The organism is Paenibacillus nasutitermitis, from assembly GCF_014641075.1.
Taxonomy (GTDB): domain Bacteria; phylum Bacillota; class Bacilli; order Paenibacillales; family Paenibacillaceae; genus Paenibacillus_Z; species Paenibacillus_Z nasutitermitis.
Window position 1 is genome coordinate 300,247 of record NZ_BMHP01000002.1, and the last position, 18,047, is coordinate 318,293.

An 18,047-nucleotide genomic window follows, 5' to 3' on the forward strand; every position below is an offset into this window, starting at 1 on the left:
TTTAATACAATGCTGGTCGGCGGTCCTCAAATACTGGAATTCTGCTGCGTACCTCGTCGACCAGATCAAGATCGATTTCCGCGTGGAGGATGGTCTCCATCTCTCCGGCTTCTGCTACGACTTCTCCCCAAGGATCAATAATAAGCGAATGTCCGAAAAATGAGCTTGTGCCGCTCGTACCGCATCGGTTGCAGGCGATTACAAACATCTGGTTCTCGATTGCCCGCGCCATCAGCAGCGTGCGCCAATGGTGCAGCCGCGGGTTGGGCCATTGCGCAGGGACAAACAACAGTTTGGCTCCCTCCAGCGCCAGCTTACGCGCCAGTTCCGGAAAACGGATATCGTAACAGATCATCATTCCGGAGTCCACTTCCGATACTTTCAGACGGCCCGTTACATTCCCTGCCAGCAAATGCTTCTCTTCATTCATTAAACGGAACAAATGAATTTTTGAATAGTCCGCTTCAACCTCGCCCTGCCCGTTAAAAAAGTAAGAAGTATTATAGACGCCATCCTCACGACTTTCTGCTATCGAGCCGCAATGCACCTGCACCCCATGTTCGCGGGCGAAGGCCGAAAGCATTTTTTTCGTCCGCTCCCCGTTACGGTCAGCAAGGGTGCGAATCTCCTCGAGCGCGTATCCGGTATTCCACATTTCAGGCAGCATAATCAGCTGAGGCTTGACCTCCCCGCTCACCGCTTCCTGAAGCAAAGTTTCCAACTTCCGGAAATTCGCCTCCGGATGTCCGGCCTCCACATGCATTTGAATTAATGCGATTCTGAGCCTGTTCTGTGCTGTCATCGCTTCTTCGCCACCTTCCTGTTCCTTCACCGATGTTCTTTTCCCTAATGATACCGTCTCATGGTTCGCTGTCAAGTTGGGCATCTTAACAAGGCAAGCATCTTACCTGTCTGGAAAGGAGAAATAAAAATGAAGGCAAACGTAACATTCAAATGGCTCCCCTTCCTGCTTCTGGCCTTTTGTTTCCTGATTCCTGCTGTGGCCAGCGCCGCACCGCCGCAAGACGGGTCCGTTTCGCAAAGACCTGTACAGGCTTTTGACATCGGAGCGGGAAAAGTCGTCAAATCCGTGCCGAACAACAAAGAGTTCCAGGCTTATGCCATTAACTGGCTGGGTTCGGTAACCGGTCTTGCACCACAGGCCAAACCGGAGGACAAGTGCGGATACGTATTCCGGATTCCATTGAAGGAACCGGCTATGGTGAAAGCTGGTACAGCCAGCGTCCGCACGTCGGATGTATTTCTGTTTTACTGCCCGGACAAGCCTCAGGTTCTGCTTATTTTTGACGAAAACCGCAAACCGTTTCTGCTGACTTTTAAAGCCGACACAAAACCTTTCCTGAAGCAGATGGGTCTATAAATTTGTTTTTGCATTTCAAATGGTTTCCAACTAACGTGCCATTCCGCTTTGCTCGACACCTCTTCCTATAATATGCTAAATTAGGCTTAGGTTTTTTTGAACGCAGCAAAATAGTGGAGTGATTACGAAATGAAGGATACCCAATCGTTTAAAATAAGTCCGGCAGACCGGATGTCCGGCTTGCCGGCGCAATTTTTTGCCGCGCTTGTGGGCAAAGCAGGCGCGCAAGCGGCCAAAGGGCGCGACGTGATCAATCTCGGTCAGGGAAATCCGGACCAGCCTACCCCCGCCCATATTGTCGCGGCTTTGCAGGAAGCGGCCCCGAATCCTCTTTACCACCGCTATCCCCCTTTTAAAGGTTTTCCATTTCTGAAAGAAGCGGTGGCCCAGCGTTATAAAGAAGATTATGACGTCGTACTGGACCCTGAGAAGGAAGTCGCCATTCTGTTCGGCGGCAAAACCGGTCTTATTGAAATCAGTCAATGCCTACTCAATCCCGGTGATATCTGTCTGGTTCCAGATCCCGGCTATCCTGATTATTGGTCAGGTGTGGCGCTGGCAGGCGGACGGATGGAATATATGCCGCTCACTGCGGACAACCATTTTCTTCCTGATTATGACATGATACATACAACCATTGCAGATCAGGCCAAGCTGATGTTTATCAATTATCCGAACAACCCTACCGGCGCAGTGGCAAGTCCCGCGTTTTATTCCCAAACGGTAGAATTTGCTGCACGTCACGGCATTGTCGTCGCCAGCGACTTTGCTTATGGAGCGATCGGTTTTGACGGAAATCAGCCGGTCAGTTTTTTGCAGACACCCGGGGCCAAAGAAGTCGGCGTCGAATTTTATACGTTGTCCAAAACCTATAATATGGCTGGCTGGCGGGTCGGTTTTGCACTGGGCAATCCGGAAATTATTTCGCTTATCAACCTGATCCAGGACCATTATTATTGCAGTCTGTTTGGCGGCATTCAAGCCGCATCCGCCGTTGCGCTTACTGGGCCGCAGGATTGCGTGAGCGAGCTTCGGGCGACCTATGAAAAACGCCGCAACGCGCTTTATAACGCTATGGGCAAAATCGGCTGGGAAGCGCCAAAACCCGGAGGTTCCTTCTTCTGCTGGCTTCCCGTGCCAATAGGCCATACCTCAGCGTCTTTTGCCGATCTGGTTTTGGAACAAGCGGATGTCGTGGTCGCTCCCGGTATCGGTTTTGGAACCTGTGGCGAAAATTATGTCCGGCTGGGGCTGCTGGCTCCGGAAGAGCGTCTGGAAGAAGCCATTGAGCGGATCGGCAGGCTTAGACTCTTCGGTTAACAACGCCCTGTTTGCAGGCTTGCCTTTTAGTATTGATGAGTGCGCCGTGATATTCGTTTCTCCGCGAGCGCGGCAACCATCCGCCTTTACAGGGTGCTGCAGATCATGATATGCTTTATTTAATTAAACAGTAACGTTGTGATGGGGAACAGTAAGCAAGGCTGGCGTCGCGCACAGAGAGTAAATTCATTGGCTGTGAGAATTTACCCGACCACTCGCAGAAATCCCGCCCCTGAACGGCCGGCGATGAGCCGGACAGCACCTGCTGTTATCAGGTTTATGAAGCGAATGCGGCTTGTTTTTTGCGTGGGTAAACAACAGCCGTTTAATTAAGGTGGTACCGCGGAGGGTAATATACTTTCGTCCTTTCTATGTAATTAGAGAGGCGGAAGTTTTTTTATTTTGTTCAAGGGGAAAGGATTATGCGCTGATGACAGAACGAATTGTGGTCAAAATCGGCAGCAGCTCATTAACATCGGACGAAGGCGGGTTAAACCGTGAAAGAATTGCTTTCTTCGCCCATGAGCTGGCCTCGCTGTATGATGCCGGACACCAGGTCCTGCTTGTTACCTCCGGCGCAGTGGCGGCAGGGTTCCGCAAGATCGGATACCAGTCGCGCCCCAGGCTTGTTCATGAGAAGCAGGCGGCGGCAGCCGTTGGTCAGGCCTTGTTGATGCAAGCTTATCAGGAAGCTTTCTCGGCCCATGGCACGAGCGGCGGTATCGGAGTCGCCCAAATTCTGCTCACCCGTGCCGATTTCTCCAACCGCAAGCGGATCCAGAATGCTTTGGGAACGATTGACGAGCTGCTGAGACATCGTACTTTGCCCGTCGTAAACGAGAATGATACGGTAGCTACTGATGAGCTCAAATTTGGAGATAACGACACCTTGTCCGCTTTGGTGGCTAATCTGGTCAAGGCGAAGCGGCTGCTCATCTTAACCGATACGGACGGTTTATACACCGAAGATCCGAGAATTAACCCCCAAGCCAAGCGGATAGACCGCGTTCAGGTCATATCGGATGATCTTCTCAAACTTGCGGGAGGCTCGGGCTCTTCCGTCGGAACCGGAGGCATGCGGTCCAAAATCGAGGCTGCCCGAATTGCCATGCGCGGGGGCATTCCCGCTTTCATCGGCCGAGTTTTGGAGCCCGGAGATTTACGGCTTGCAGTAGAAGGCGGCGGCAAAGGTACTTATTTCGATACCAGTCTCCAGAACCTGCCGATGAAAAAGCAGTGGGTGGGCTTCCACTCGCTCACGCAAGGGCGGATTACTGTGGATGAAGGCGCTGAGAAGGCCCTGCTCCATGGGGGCAAAAGCCTGCTTCCCGCCGGAATCCGTGAGATCGAAGGCGAATTTCATCCCGGCGACGTTGTAGAAGTCGCCAATCTGCGGCAGCAGACCATTGGCCGCGGCGTTGTCAATTACGCCGCCTGGCAAATTCAAGCGGTCGCAGGACTTAGCACAGAGGAAGTGCGCCGGAGAGTCGAGGTCAACCGGATCGAAGTCATCCATCGCGATGAATGGGTGTCGTTCACCGGTTAGTACAAGAAAACTTAAGCTTATGCTTCCGACGGTTTTCTTGCTGCAGAGTAGTGTAATCAAGGAAGTACAAGAAAACTTAAGCTGATGCTTCCGATGCGAGTTTTCTTGCTGCAGAGTAGTGTATTCGAGGAAGTACAAGAAAACTTAAGCCGATGCTTCCGATGCGAGTTTTCTTGCTGCAGAGGAGCGTAATCGAGGAAGGACAAGAAAACTCAGCTTATGCTTCCGATGTGAGTTTTCTTGCTGCAGTGGTGCGTAATCAAAGAAGGACAAGAAAACTCTTAGGAGGAATCATTCATGAGTGAAGTACGCGAGAAGGCGGCCCTGGCCAAGAAGGCAGCCGCCATAATGAACAGGATGACGACAGATCAGAAAAATTCTGCGCTGCTTGCCATGGCCGACGCGCTTGTAAACGAGCATGCATCCATCGCTGCTGCCAATGAACTTGATATCACACGCGGGCGCGAAAACGGAACAAGCGAATCGCTGCTGGACCGTCTTAAACTGAATGAGCAGCGGATCGGTGCTATTGCGGATGGACTGCGCCAGGTTGCTGAGCTGCCAGATCCCGTCGGTCAGGTGCTGGATTCTGGCGAACGCCTGAATGGCCTGCACATTACCAAGATTTCCGTACCGTTAGGTGTTATCGGCATGATCTATGAAGCGCGCCCGAATGTTACTGTGGATGCCGCTGGTCTCTGCCTGAAGACCGGAAATTCGGTTGTCCTGCGGGGCGGATCTGCGGCTATTGAATCGAACCGGAAAGTTGTTGAGGTGCTGCGCAGTGCCTTGGCGCAAACGGACCTGCCGGCAGATGCGATCCAACTGATTGAGGATCCGAATCGCTCGTCTGTCGATGAAATGCTGAAGCTGAACGGATTGCTTGACGTCGTTATACCGCGCGGCGGAGCCTCACTTATCCGCAATGTGGTCGAGAATGCAACGGTGCCCGTCATCGAAACAGGCGCCGGGATCTGTCATACGTATATAGATCAAAGCGGCGATCCCGAGATGGCTTCTGATATCGCGTTTAACGCCAAGGTACAGCGTCCTTCCGTATGCAATTCAATGGAAACACTGCTTGTTCACGAAGCATTTGCCGCCGGGCACCTGCGCTCTATCGCGGATCGTTTATTGGCTGCCCATGTGGAAATCCGCGGATGCCAGCGGACATGCGCTCTCATTCCCGAAGCCAAGAACGCTACGGATGCCGATTATGCGACTGAATATAATGATTATATTTTGAATATCCGTATTGTTGACGATCTGAATGAAGCTCTTGCCCATATCGGACAATTTGGAACGATGCATTCGGAATGCATTGTTACGGAAAACGCCGGGCAAGCCGCCCGCTTCCTGCAGGCGGTGGATGCCGCTGCCGTTTATCATAACGCGTCCACACGCTTTACAGATGGATTTGAATTCGGTTATGGCGCCGAAATCGGCATCAGCACGCAGAAGCTGCATGCCAGAGGTCCCATGGGTCTGCCGGCCCTGACTTCAACGAAGTTCCTGATTTCCGGCAACGGGCAAATCAGAGGTTAACATAAGGAGGTTAGCGCAATGTCACAATTATATTCCACAAGCATCACACCGGAAATCAGTTCGCTGCGTCTATGCTTCTATGGCGCCGGCTCCATGGCGGAAGCCATCGTCCGCGGCCTGATCGATCAGGGGCTGACCGCTCCAAAGCAGATTGGAATGATTAACCGCCAGAACGCGGCCAGGCTGGATGAGCTATCCGCCCGCTACGGTGTTCTGGCTGCATTTGATAATGAATCCAAGTCGGTTATGCTGGGCGAAGCCGATATCGTCTTTCTGGCGATTAAACCCAAGGATGCCGCGGAAGCTTTAAAACAGCTCCGCCACGTGCTTCGCCGCGATCAGTTGATTGTTTCTATCATAGCCGGCCTGTCGATTCATACGATGGAATCACTGTTGGGACAATCTATGAATATCGTTCGTACGATGCCCAACACCTCAAGCACGATTGGTCTGGGCGCCACGGGCATCAGCTTCTCCTCTTCCGTACCGGAAGGGCAGCGTTCGCTCGCTGAAGCTATGTTCAAATCCGTCGGAATGACAGCCGTTGTGGAAGAACATCTGCTGGATGTGGTCACCGGCGTCTCCGGCAGCGGTCCCGCTTATATCTATTACATGATGGAAGCAATGATAGAAGCCGGCAGGGGTCGCGGGCTAAGTGACGAAGCTGCCCGGGAATTAACGATCCAGACCGTTCTGGGAGCCGCCCACATGGTCAAGTCTACGAATGAGCATCCGGCGGATTTGAGAAACAAAGTCACATCACCCAACGGAACGACACAGGCAGCTATTGAAACGCTTGACGCGCACGGATTCTCACAGGCGATTATCCATGCTGTAGGGCGAGCCGCAGACCGTGCCGCCGAAATGGGAAAAGACATCGAGAGGAGTGCAACCTCATGAGCGAGAACTTCTGTATCGCCACTTATCGCTGTTATGACGATAAAGCGGATTTCGCCAAAAAAGCCCAGAGCATCGCTGTCGGATTAACCGTCGGCAGTTGGACCGACCTGCCCGAGGCCCGCAAAACGGAGATGGAAAAGCATCTGGGGCGCGTTGTATCGGTGACGGTCCATGAGCCCGAAGGCGCAGCGCCAGGTGAGCGCTATGCCGATCTTGCAATTGCTTACCCCGACCTGAATTTCAGTCGTGATCTTCCTGCTCTGCTTGTCACTGTATTCGGCAAGCTTTCGATGGACGGCAAAATCAAGCTGCTGGATCTTCAATTTTCCGTTGACTTTGTATCCGCGTTCCCCGGCCCGAAATTCGGCATTGCCGGAGTCAGAAATCTGCTCGGCGTTCATGACAGACCCCTCCTGATGAGCATTTTCAAATCGGTTATCGGCCACGACCTGCCCAACCTGCGGGAGCAATTTTATCAGCAGGCGCTTGGCGGGGTCGATCTGATCAAGGATGATGAAATTCTCTTTGAAAACCCCTTGACCCCACTCGAGAAACGGGTTGAGGCTTGTATGAATGCAGCCCGCCAGGCTGAAAGCGAAACCGGCCAGAAGCTGCTTTATGCGGTTAACCTGACCGGTCCCACCTCACAGCTGGCGGCTAACGCCAAACGGGCCATAAATGCCGGAGCTAACGCGCTCCTGTTTAATGTACTGGCTTACGGTTACGATGCCTTGCATGAATTAAGCAGCGACCGGGAGATCAATGTGCCGATCGCAGCTCATCCCGCTATGGCTGGAGCCTTATATCCGTCGCCGCATTACGGCATCGCTGCCCCTCTTCTGCTCGGCAAGCTGATGCGTCTTGCCGGAGCGGATCTTGTTCTGTTCCCTTCTCCATATGGCTCCGTCGTTATGCCGAGAGAAGAAAATCTGGCCGTTCAGGCTGCGTTGGTGGACACTTCCCCGCCTGTCGTTACCAGCTTTCCCGTACCATCAGCGGGTATCCATCCCGGGCTGGTTCCGCTTATTTTGCGTGACTTCGGCCACGATGTAGTCGTTAATGCCGGCGGAGGGATTCATGGCCACTCCATGGGTACTGCGGCGGGCGGACAAGCTTTCCGTCAGGCCATCAGCGCCACGCTGGCAGGACAATCGCTGCCGGAAGCGGCAGCGGAAGCCGGGAATGATGCATTGAAAGCGGCTATTGAAAGCTGGGGGTACAAGGAATGAGCACATCATTGCCGAAAACGGATCACAACAAAAAACGCGTTATATTTTGCGACTTTGACGGTACCATTACCGAGAACGATAATATCATCGCGATTGTCCGCCAATTCAACCCCCCTGGCTGGGAAGCCATCGTTAACGACATCGTTGGTCAGCGCAAGTCCATCAGCGAGGGCGTTGGACAGCTATTCCACCTGCTTCCGGCAGCAGGCAGGAAAGAAGTTGTCGACTTTGCGATCAGCAATGCGCGCATTCGCGCCGGATTCAGCGAGCTGCTGGCATACAGCCGATCGCATGATATTGAATTTTTTGTAACCAGCGGAGGCATTGATTTTTTCGTTTACCCCCTGTTGGCTCCATTTGGCATAGCCGAAGACCATATATACTGCAATGGGAGCGATTTTTCCGGTGAACGGATCGAAATCACCTGGCCCCATCCTTGTGACGAACATTGCAGCAACAGCTGTGGCATGTGCAAACCAACCATTATCAGAAGATTTCCTGCAGAAGCTTACACCCGGATTCTTATCGGTGACAGCGTGACTGATTTCGAGGGTGCGAAATTGGCCGATGTTGTATTTGCCCGCTCCCATCTGATTACCAAATGCACCGAACTAGGTCTGCCTTATTACGAATTTGAGACGTTTCATGATGTGATTGCCCAGCTGAAACGTGAGGAGGGTTTGCATTAAAATGTCATTTGCAGCGATCGCCTTAGAAGAAAAACAACGGGTTCTGGCCGAGCTTGGTGAAGTAAAGCGGCTCCTGTCTTCCCGCGGCCTGTTTGCCGGTACAAGCGGCAACTTGTCCATCCGGGTGGGTGATTTCGTCCCCGAGTCGTTCGATTTTGCCATTACGGCAAGCGGTAAGGATAAATCGCTTTCCACGCCGGAGGATTTTCTGTTCGTCGATCAGGACGGGAAGCCCAGCGAAGCTACCGCGCTGAAGCCATCGGCTGAAACATTGATTCATTGCGAGATTTATAAGCTTACCGGATGCGGAGCCATCTTCCATGTTCACACGGTAATGAACAATGTCATTTCGGAGCTGTTCTGGGATCGCAAATCCATTCCGGTTGATGGCGTGGAACTGATCAAGGCTTTTCAAATCTGGGAGGAAGAAGCCCATATCGAAATTCCGATCGTCTCCAATTTTGCCCATATTCCCAGCATTGTTCCCGAAGTGACGGATCGGCTGGATCCCCGAATTCCAGGCATTGTGCTGCGCAAGCATGGCATTTACGCTTGGGGCGCAAATGCTTTTGAAGCCAAACGCCATCTGGAGGCCTTCGAATTTCTGTTTGAGTATGCATACCGCTGGGAGATGCTTCAACAGAACCGCAGGTCTTAGTCGTTTGCCTCGTATGACCTCCCCCCCTTATTTACGCCTGATTTAAGCTTGACCTTCACGCAGGGTCAACGTTTATCATCGATCATGAGGGAGCTGGTACGATATGACGCTACATATTCACGAAGCAGCAAAATGGCTCGGGACAACGCCCCGGGCCATTCGTTTTTATGAGGAAAAAGGCTTGCTGACGCCGGAGAAATCTCCCGTGAATGGCTACCGCATATACAACAATCAGGATCTGGAACGCCTTCGCTGGATTATTGCACTGCGAGAATTGGGCTTATCCGTATCGGCGATTTCGGCGATGGTTCCCGAAATTATTCCATTGTTCGGACAGGAAGAGATGTCCGGATCCGCTGACAGCACAGCCCATCATCCGGACTTACCTAACCGTGCTGCCCCCACGATGCTCGGCAATCTTGATGAAGCAAGGAGAGCGCTCTATGAGGAATGGAACAGCCTCTCTCAAGCCCTGAAAGCCATGGATTCCATGCTGGCGGCAGGGTTCGGCAGGCAGAATTTGAACCTGAGTGAGCTGGAAGCGGCTGCTTCCAAAGTCAGGCAATCATCGGCTGTCAGAAATTCCTGGCAGGATCAATGGAATTATGATGGTCTGGCTGCAAGCCATGGCAGGCTCGCCGTCCTTCAGGCACTCCGCCCGCTTGTCAATGAGCGGCTTTATAACCTTGCGCATGATGCGATCGTACAATGGATCGATCCGCTCTCCGGCGAGCATGGCCTTGATTTGGCTGCTGGAACCGGAGGTCTTACCTCCCGTTTGAGCCGTTCCGGTGCTGCTCTAGCTGCAGTAGAGCAATCAGCGGAAATGCTTGCAGTCTTAAGGGGTAATCTGACGGACTGTGATGCTCGCCAAGGCAATCTGCTTGCCCTGCCATTTCAGGGAGCCAGCTTTGATTTTGCCACCTGCGCATTCGCCATGCATAATCTGGACAAGAACCAGCAGAAGGCTGCGCTCACCGAGATGGATCGCGTACTCGCACCTGACGGGAGGATCTGTCTGGCTGGCGTTGTCAACGTTCCCGGACTTGCGGAGCAGGAAGCCTCTGAACATCTCAACGAGTCTCTGCCGCTATTTTTCGCAACCGAACCGGAACAACTGTGCGCTCTCCTTGGACAGCTTGGTTATGAAACCGTGCGGCCCAAGCTTAACCCCTCGTTGTGGATAATTTTTGCCCATAAACGCAAGTTGAAACATTCCGGAAACCATGGCATGTCCTAGTCGCCGACTTGTCCATTCGCTTACAACCGAACCAGTCCATTGCGTACAATGCATCAAACAACGAAGATTTTCATTCAAGGTTTTTGTCGGTTTTGAGGCGCTCTGCAGCCAATACCGCCAACTCCATTTTATTGATCCCCAGGCAATGCTCATTCGTAATTTCAAATATCGGCGGCAGAGGCAAGTCCTCAAAGTAAGGTCCGATCTCTTCCGCCCATTCCATCCAATCCTCCCCTTCCACAGGCAAGAAAGGCTCGTCCGGCCAGGCATCTTCAAGCCTCGGGCTATACAGCGGCTTGGCTCCAGGGAGCAGTCTGCATCCGCTTATTCGCTCTGTATAGTGTTTGGGCTGCCGGCCGCCGGTTCTCTTGAAAGCAAACAGATGGGACGCATAATCCGCCCTGGAGCCCGTGTGCGGAACCGCCCTGACAAAAGCCAGCACGCCATGAAATACCTCCGGTATGCCAAATAAAATGGCGTAGAGCCGCTTGCCGAATTCAATCCGCTCCTCAAGTCTGCTGAAATCCTCGAGCACCAGTCCCGCCAGCTTCATCTGGCCAGCTCCCGGTGCGCCATAGGGCATAAATATTGCATTTGTCTGAAGCGGCGATTGCAGCTGAAACATAATGTGGCTCAGAACATGCTCCTTATAAAACGGCTGCTCAACAACACGTTTCTCAATGAAATGTTGTTCATTGACGATCAAGGCGGTCGTCAGCAGCGCGCTTTCTCTCCTCCGCCAGAATTGAGTCCACACGCCGACCATAAAGCTGGACACTCCGAATGCATGCAGCAAGTGGGTATAATTCGTCCGGCTTCTTTTTCCCGCTTCATATAGCAGCAACTGAGGAAAAGCATCGGAGAAAATGAGCGAATTTATCCGCTCCAGCAGTATATAGTCCGTTTGCCGCTGTTTCTCAGGGATTATTCTTGAAAGCAGTTCCCCCCGCAGATCAGTCATGCTCCAGCCGCCATTGCGTGAAACCATATGGGCCAACAACGCCCAGTGCAGCTCCGGGCAGCGGAAATATATGGCTCGATAAGCTTCAGTCCGAGTAACATTATTGCGGTTGGCCCGCTCGGTTTCCAACTGGATCCGATAGATTAAGGACCGTTCGGCTTTATTGGTTTCGCCATGCGCTGCCGTGAAGCGTTTACCCGATTCGGCAGCCCCGGCCTTTAGCAGCTCCGACCATGCATCCCGCAATTCCTTTACGGACTCTTCATGAAGCCGGGGCAGTTTTGCCGTTTGGGCTAAACGTTGAGACAGTTGTCTGGCGTATATTTTCTCTTCAGCCAGCCGCATAGCTTTTGCTGGAAGCTTCAGCAATGCCATTATATTTTGGTATACTCGTTTTAGGAAAGAATGCCGCTCCGCCGAATTCTCTTTCTCCATCTTGCCGCCCCTTTACCCTGCTAATAAGTATCAGTATAGGCAACTGAAGGCGTCGTTAGCCATTTCGGGCGGATAGCTCCAAGAAGTAGACGAAAATGAGGCGCAGACTATAAACAAAAAACAAGGATCTATCCTCTAACATGCTCAAATCCTAAGGAGGCTTTTTGGCTAATGTGCGGACGTTATACGATAACTGTTTCCATTGAGGAACTGATGCTTCGTTACTGGAGTCTGGACACCGAAATACCCTTTCACCAACCTAAATACAATGTAGCTCCGGGACAAATGGTATTGGCGATCGTTCACGACGGCCAGAAAAACAGGCTTGGCGAGTTAAAATGGGGGCTCATCCCCTCGTGGTCGGACGATCCGAAAATGGGTAGCAAATTGCTGAATGCACGGTCCGAGACAGTCTGGGAAAAGCCGGCATTCAATAGGCTCATTCAGCGGAAACGTTGTATTCTGCCTGCCGACGGTTTTTATGAATGGCGTAAGGATGCTTCGGGTAAACAACCCATGCGGATCGTACTGCAAGATCCGGGTATATTCAGTCTGGCCGCTCTTTACGATACGTGGATTTCAGCGGAGGGCAAGAAGCTCAGCACCTGTACGGTACTGACAACGGACGCGAACGAGCTGATGCAGCCGATCCATCACCGGATGCCGGTTATCCTGAGGAAGAAGGATGAAAGAGATTGGCTGGACCGTACGATCCAGGACCGCACGCGGCTCAACCGGATGATGGCTCCTTACCCGCCTGAAGAATTGCATGCTTACCCGGTTACAACAGCTGTGGGCAGCACGTCATACAATCAACCCGACTGCATTGAACCGCTGACTGGGAACGGATAGCTCAGGTCCACCGGCAAAGCAGCCGGGTCTTGCAGCGTGGTCTGACAACATCGATTGTACCCAAAAAAAGAGCCGCTGCCGCATGTGACGGCAATGGCTTTCAAGCTGTTTCACAGCCCTTCGTGTATTCCGGCCCAACCTTATGGTCTTGACTGTTTTAGTGCATTCGAGACTCAGGGATTAGCGGAACATCGCCCATAATTTAATCAGATGGAGCGTGTTGTTGGGATCAATGCGCTGTCCCATTACAAATGAAATAAGCTGGTCCTCCAGGCCCTGTGTCAGCGGCTCCTGCAAAATTCCTGCTGTCGTTCGGACGAGTCTGCGAACCTTTGTCCGGTCCTGCAAATCGTATTTACTGAGCCCGTTCAGCTCCTGTTTAACGCGGTCCTTCACAGCTGGGTTTTTCATTTTCAGCTTGACGCGTTCGACCAATTCCGGCCGAATTCCGTATTTCGTGTAGCTCATCTGCGCACTTAGCACCTCCGTCCGGCTTTGGAAAGCCAATCGTAGTACTATATGCCGCAGCTGAGCCGAAAAAAACTAGTCCAGCAAATCGCCCTGAAAAAGTTGATCCTGTTTCAGCACCATACGCAGTCTCTCGTAAGCCCGCGATGTCCAGAAATCCTCTTGTGCCGTCAATTCCGCGGCGTCGTCGCGGGCCTGTTCGAGCACCTCGAAATCAGCTGCCATATCAGCCAGTTTAAAATCGGGAATACCGCTCTGCTTGGTGCCGAAGAAATCGCCAGGCCCCCGCAATTCCAGATCGCGCCGGGCTACTTCAAAACCGTCGTCGGTCTCGGTCATCACCTTCATCCGTTCGCGGCCCGTCTCGGATTTGGGATCGGCAATCAGCACGCAATACGATTGATGCCCGCCCCGTCCCACGCGGCCTCGCAGCTGATGAAGCTGGGATAATCCAAAACGCTCGGCATCCATAATAATCATCAGCGTCGCATTCGGCACATCCACGCCAACCTCAACAACGGTTGTCGCGACAAGCACATCAATATGATCGTCGCCGAAAGAGCGCATCACTTCATCCTTCTCCGCAGCAGGCAGTCTGCCATGAAGCAGTCCGATCGCAAGATCCGGAAAAGCCTGCTGCAGTTGAACATGCAAATCGATCGCATTCTGTACGTCAAGCTTCTCGGATTCCTCGATCAGAGGACATATGAAATAAGCTTGCCGCCCGCCATCGACCTCGCGCCTGATAAATCCAAATACCCGCTCCAGCATCCCATGCTTCACCCAATAGGTCTGGATCGATTTGCGTCCCTGCGGCCTTTCGCGGAGAGTAGAGACATCCAAATCGCCAAAGGCAGTGATGGCCAGTGTCCTTGGGATAGGCGTAGCCGTCATGGTTAATACGTCGGGATTTAGCCCTTTTCGACGGAGGATGCTGCGCTGATTGACCCCGAATCGATGCTGTTCATCCGTCACGACAAGGCCGAGGCTGCGGAAATTGACACCTTCCTGGATAATCGCATGGGTACCGACCACAATATCGGTCAATCCCATTTGCAAGCTGGCTACAGCGTCCTTCTTCTTGCGGTCGCTCAGGCTCCCGGTTAGTAGACCGACTTCCATCCCAACAGGCTCAAACAAACGCTGCAGCGAGCGCAGATGCTGCTCCGCCAGTATTTCGGTCGGAACCATAAGCGCGCCCTGATGACCGGCTTTGACGGCCGCAAATAAAGCGATAGCGGCAACAACGGTTTTGCCGGATCCGACGTCGCCTTGCAGCAGACGGTTCATACAAGAGGTCTGGCGCATATCGGTCAGAATCTCATTGACCACCTTCTTCTGCGAATCCGTCAATTCAAAAGGCAGCGTCTGGGCAAACTGCCTGATGGACTCGGCATCGACAACATGGGCCACCCCGTCCATCCGTTTCCGGTTTAATGAACGATAAGCTTGCAGCTTCAATTGAAACAGGAATAACTCCTCATAAACAAGACGCCGTCTCGCCGCTTGTCCCTCCACCGTATCGTCCGGCTGATGGATGCGCTCCACCGCTTCCCGGCGCGGCATTAATCGGTGTTTGTCCACCAGCTGATGCGGGAGCATCTCCTCAATCATGGTGCCGTACTGCAGTAACGCCTGCTTGATGGTTTTCCTAATCCAAGGCTGAGTAATGCTGCCCCCGATGGAGTATACGGGCTGAAGCGTCCCTGAGCGTGCCGTTCCTTTATCCGGGAACTCCGAATCGGTGATCGTGAGCTGCAATCTGCGCTGCTCCCACTTTCCCGTCAGGATGATCTCACGGCCCGGTACCAGCTGCTCCTGGAGAAACGGACGATTGAACCAAACCGCGGTAACCAGCAGACCGTCCACTAGCACCTTGCAGGTCAAACGCGATTTTGAACGCCCATAACGTTGCAGACTCGGAACGCTCATAATTTTCCCCTGGACGGTTCCTTTTTCCCCATCCTTGGTTTCTGTAAGTCCTTTGATCCGGTAATCCTCATAGCGGAATGGAAAATAATCCAACAGATCCGCTATCGTATGGACGCCAAAGGCGTGAAGCTCCTGTTCCTTTTGAGCGCTCACGCCTTTGGCCTGCCGAACCGCTATCTGATCAAGCTTCATCATACGATCTCACACCCGGTTTATGAATAATGCGGCGGTTCCAGGACCCACATGCGTCCCGATGACCGCGCCGATCTCGGTTTGATTTATATGGCGAACATTCAACTGCGACTGGGCAAGCGCTGCAAGCTCAAGCACATTCTCGCTTTTATAAGCCCAGGCAGCCATAACATCGATAGGATCATTGCCATAATCCTTTATCAACAGATCAATGATCCGCTGCATCGCTTTCTTATGCCCCCGGACTTTATCGATTGCGGTTACTTCCCCGCCCTCATCCAGAGACAGAATCGGTTTCACATTGAGTATGGAACCGAATAAAGCTGCAGCTTTGCCAATCCGGCCGCCTCGTTTCAAATATTCCAGCGAATCCACCAGAAAGTACAATCTGCGGCCTTTTCCCATACGTTCAATTTCAGCCAGAATGTCCTCTTTGCTGCTTCCGGCAGCTGCCATTTCAGCCGCTTTTACGACGAGCATGCCAAAACCGTAGGATGCTGATTTGGAGTCGATTACGGTCACATCCCCTTCATCTTCCAACAGGGATACGCCAAGGACGGCAGATTGATACGTTCCGCTGACGGCAGAAGAGAGGTGTATGGAAATAATCGATACGCCGGGATGCTGTTCGTTCAAACGGCTGTAGACTTCCATAAACTCCATGGGGGAAGGCTGGGAGGTCGTAGGCAGAGCTTGCGACACAATCAATTTTTCATAAAACTCAATGGATTCGATCGTAACTGCATCCAAATATGTTTGCTCCCCGAACATGACCTTGAGCGAGACCATCTCAATACCAAGCTGTTCACGGAGTTGTTTCGGAATATCCGACGTGCTGTCTGTCACAATTTTGACCGTGCCCATATGGGAGCCACTCCTATTCGACTGCAAATAGATAAGGATACAGCGGTTGCCCGCCTTCATGCACTTCAAGCTCAGCATCCGGATAGGTTTGCCTTACCCATTCTTCCAGCTCGGCTGTCTCCGTACGGTCAGCCTGTTCTCCGGTTAACACCGTGACGAGCTCCCCGCCATTCTCCAGCATCAACGTCAGCAGATCCCGGCAGGTCTGTTGAATATGCGGGGTGGCACTAACAATCGCTTTCTCGAAAATCCCCAAATAGTCGCCCTCGCGGATTTCGATTCCATCCATACTCGTATCCCGGATGGAGAGCGTAACTTGTCCGGAGCGTACCTGCTGCGCGGCTTCCGCCATAGATTCACCGTTCGCCGAGGCGCTCTGCTCATCCCGGAAGGCCAGCATAGCCGCCAATCCCTGCAGGATCGTTCGCGTAGGCACAACCGTGACATTTCGACCCGATAATTCAGCCGCCTGCTCAGCTGCGAGGATCACATTCCCATTGTTGGGGAGAAGATAAATCTGGTCAGCCGACAGCGATTCAATCGCATTAACAAAATCTTCTGTAGAAGGATTCATGGTTTGTCCGCCCGACAGCACGATATCCACATTGTTTTCGAGAAAAATCGAACGGATTCCCTCGCCCATGGCAACGGCAATGATTCCATACGGAGCCCATTCATGCGCATGCTCAACCGCAACGGAGTCCGCTGGCGCGCCAGTCAGAACCTGGGGAACGGCAAGACCAAGTGCGGCATCCTCAACACTCAGTGAAACAAGTTCCTCCTCTGGAGACAATGCGCCGCCATGAATCTCTGCCGTATGTTCGGCATTCATCAAATCACGGTGCTGCTGGCGCATATTGAGTATGTGAATATCTGTAAGTTCCCCGTAGGATAAAGCATGATTCAGCACATCCCCGGGTTTGCGTGTATGGACATGGACTTTGATAATCTCATCCTCGGAAATGACCAAAATGGAGTCTCCGTCGCGGGCAAGCAGCCGTTTGAACAACGTTTCATCAAAACGTCTGACTCCCGGCCCCGAAAGCTTGCGATTAATGAAAAATTCCATATCATAGAAAAATTCGATGGCTTCTGTCGCTAAACGCGACTGGGCGCTCACAGGCGGCTGCTTTTGCAGATTTCCGGATATTGGGATAAAGTTTGCTTGAGCAGGTTGTTTTGCGCCAACGATGCCACCTTGCGGTTGTCCGGTTATGGCTTGCAAAAAACCTTCATAAATATAAACAAGTCCTTGTCCGCCCGAATCCACGACCCCCACTTGTTTCAGAACAGGCAGCTGGTCAGGCGTTCGGGATAACGCTTCATCAGCTTTGGTATGCACCTCACGGATAAGGCCAATCATATCGGTCGAGCGTCTGGCGTAAGCGACTGCATGTTTGGCTGCTTCTTTAGCAACGGTCAGGATCGTGCCTTCGACCGGCTTGGCGACCGCTTTGTACGCCATATCGACACCGCTTTGCAGCGCTTGCGCAAATTGTACAGTATTTATTTCTTCCTGAGAAGCAATGCTCTTGGCAAAACCTCGGAACAGCTGTGATAAAATGACGCCGGAATTTCCCCGGGCGCCCATAAGAAGTCCCTTGGAAAGCGCTTCCGCAACTTTTCCTACAGCGGATGATGGCTTGTTCTGAAGCTCGTTCTTACCTGCGGACATTGTCAGGTTCATATTCGTCCCGGTATCTCCATCGGGTACCGGGAACACATTTAAGGCGTTTACATGTTCTGCGTTCCGCTCCAGACATGCTGCTCCGGCGAGCACCATGACCGAAAGGTCTGATCCGTTAATCATGCTTCTATTCAAGTGCCCTGCCCCT

The 18,047-nt window shown here is 52.5% G+C and carries 16 protein-coding genes; 10 read left to right on the forward strand and 6 right to left on the reverse strand.

Features of this window, described 5'->3' with window-relative positions:
- Position 1: 1 nt before the first annotated feature.
- A complete protein-coding gene (locus IEY46_RS11395) occupies positions 2-802 on the reverse strand; it encodes a carbon-nitrogen family hydrolase (protein WP_188993732.1) in 801 nt (266 codons plus the stop codon).
- Between the two features lie 129 nt (positions 803-931).
- Here IEY46_RS11395 and IEY46_RS11400 point away from each other — a divergent pair, with 129 nt between their 5' ends.
- The 9 genes from IEY46_RS11400 (at position 932) to IEY46_RS11440 (ending at position 10,508) form a co-directional block, all read left to right on the forward strand.
- A complete protein-coding gene (locus IEY46_RS11400; RefSeq protein WP_188992142.1) occupies positions 932-1,381 on the forward strand; it encodes a hypothetical protein in 450 nt (149 codons plus the stop codon).
- A 129-nt stretch (positions 1,382-1,510) separates the two neighbouring features.
- The gene (locus IEY46_RS11405) at positions 1,511-2,701 is read left to right on the forward strand and encodes a pyridoxal phosphate-dependent aminotransferase (RefSeq protein WP_188992143.1); all 1,191 of its coding nucleotides are present in this window, start codon (positions 1,511-1,513) and stop codon (positions 2,699-2,701) included.
- Between the two features lie 430 nt (positions 2,702-3,131).
- Entirely contained in the window at positions 3,132-4,247 is a 1,116-nt protein-coding gene (gene proB / locus IEY46_RS11410; RefSeq protein ID WP_188992144.1) for a glutamate 5-kinase, read from the forward strand.
- Positions 4,248-4,544: 297 nt separating this feature from the next.
- Positions 4,545-5,792 carry a glutamate-5-semialdehyde dehydrogenase gene (locus tag IEY46_RS11415; RefSeq protein ID WP_188992145.1) on the forward strand — a complete coding sequence of 416 codons (1,248 nt, stop codon included), beginning with the start codon at positions 4,545-4,547 and terminating at the stop codon, positions 5,790-5,792.
- 18 nt (positions 5,793-5,810) lie between these two features.
- Entirely contained in the window at positions 5,811-6,692 is an 882-nt protein-coding gene (gene proC / locus IEY46_RS11420; RefSeq protein ID WP_188992146.1) for a pyrroline-5-carboxylate reductase, read from the forward strand.
- Positions 6,689-7,921: a 2,3-diketo-5-methylthiopentyl-1-phosphate enolase gene (locus tag IEY46_RS11425; RefSeq protein ID WP_188992147.1), complete on the forward strand. Its 1,233-nt coding sequence runs from the start codon at positions 6,689-6,691 to the stop codon at positions 7,919-7,921. The genes proC and IEY46_RS11425 overlap by 4 nt, the downstream gene beginning before the upstream one ends.
- Complete coding sequence (locus tag IEY46_RS11430; RefSeq protein WP_188992148.1) at positions 7,918-8,610, forward strand: 2-hydroxy-3-keto-5-methylthiopentenyl-1-phosphate phosphatase; 693 nt, start codon at positions 7,918-7,920, stop codon at positions 8,608-8,610. The genes IEY46_RS11425 and IEY46_RS11430 overlap by 4 nt, the downstream gene beginning before the upstream one ends.
- A 1-nt stretch (position 8,611) precedes the next feature.
- Positions 8,612-9,268: a methylthioribulose 1-phosphate dehydratase gene (gene mtnB / locus IEY46_RS11435; RefSeq protein ID WP_188992149.1), complete on the forward strand. Its 657-nt coding sequence runs from the start codon at positions 8,612-8,614 to the stop codon at positions 9,266-9,268.
- Between the two features lie 103 nt (positions 9,269-9,371).
- Complete coding sequence (locus IEY46_RS11440) at positions 9,372-10,508, forward strand: MerR family transcriptional regulator (protein WP_188992150.1); 1,137 nt, start codon at positions 9,372-9,374, stop codon at positions 10,506-10,508.
- A gap of 70 nt (positions 10,509-10,578) precedes the next feature.
- Here IEY46_RS11440 and IEY46_RS11445 read toward each other — a convergent pair whose 3' ends face one another.
- Positions 10,579-11,904 (reverse strand): DUF2515 family protein, encoded by a 1,326-nt coding sequence (locus tag IEY46_RS11445; protein ID WP_229750245.1) that lies wholly within the window; start codon positions 11,902-11,904, stop codon positions 10,579-10,581.
- Positions 11,905-12,075: 171 nt separating this feature from the next.
- Here IEY46_RS11445 and IEY46_RS11450 point away from each other — a divergent pair, with 171 nt between their 5' ends.
- Entirely contained in the window at positions 12,076-12,756 is a 681-nt protein-coding gene (locus IEY46_RS11450; RefSeq protein WP_188992152.1) for an SOS response-associated peptidase, read from the forward strand.
- A gap of 180 nt (positions 12,757-12,936) precedes the next feature.
- Here IEY46_RS11450 and IEY46_RS11455 read toward each other — a convergent pair whose 3' ends face one another.
- The 4 genes from IEY46_RS11455 to fakA form a co-directional block, all read right to left on the reverse strand.
- Positions 12,937-13,224: a stage VI sporulation protein F gene (locus IEY46_RS11455; protein WP_188992153.1), complete on the reverse strand. Its 288-nt coding sequence runs from the start codon at positions 13,222-13,224 to the stop codon at positions 12,937-12,939.
- A 75-nt stretch (positions 13,225-13,299) separates the two neighbouring features.
- Positions 13,300-15,348: an ATP-dependent DNA helicase RecG gene (gene recG, locus IEY46_RS11460; protein WP_188993734.1), complete on the reverse strand. Its 2,049-nt coding sequence runs from the start codon at positions 15,346-15,348 to the stop codon at positions 13,300-13,302.
- Between the two features lie 9 nt (positions 15,349-15,357).
- Positions 15,358-16,212, reverse strand: coding sequence for a DegV family protein (gene fakB / locus IEY46_RS11465; RefSeq protein ID WP_188992154.1), 855 nt, complete (start codon positions 16,210-16,212; stop codon positions 15,358-15,360).
- Positions 16,213-16,225: 13 nt separating this feature from the next.
- Entirely contained in the window at positions 16,226-18,034 is a 1,809-nt protein-coding gene (fakA, locus tag IEY46_RS11470; protein ID WP_229750246.1) for a DAK2 domain-containing protein, read from the reverse strand.
- Positions 18,035-18,047: the final 13 nt, after the last annotated feature.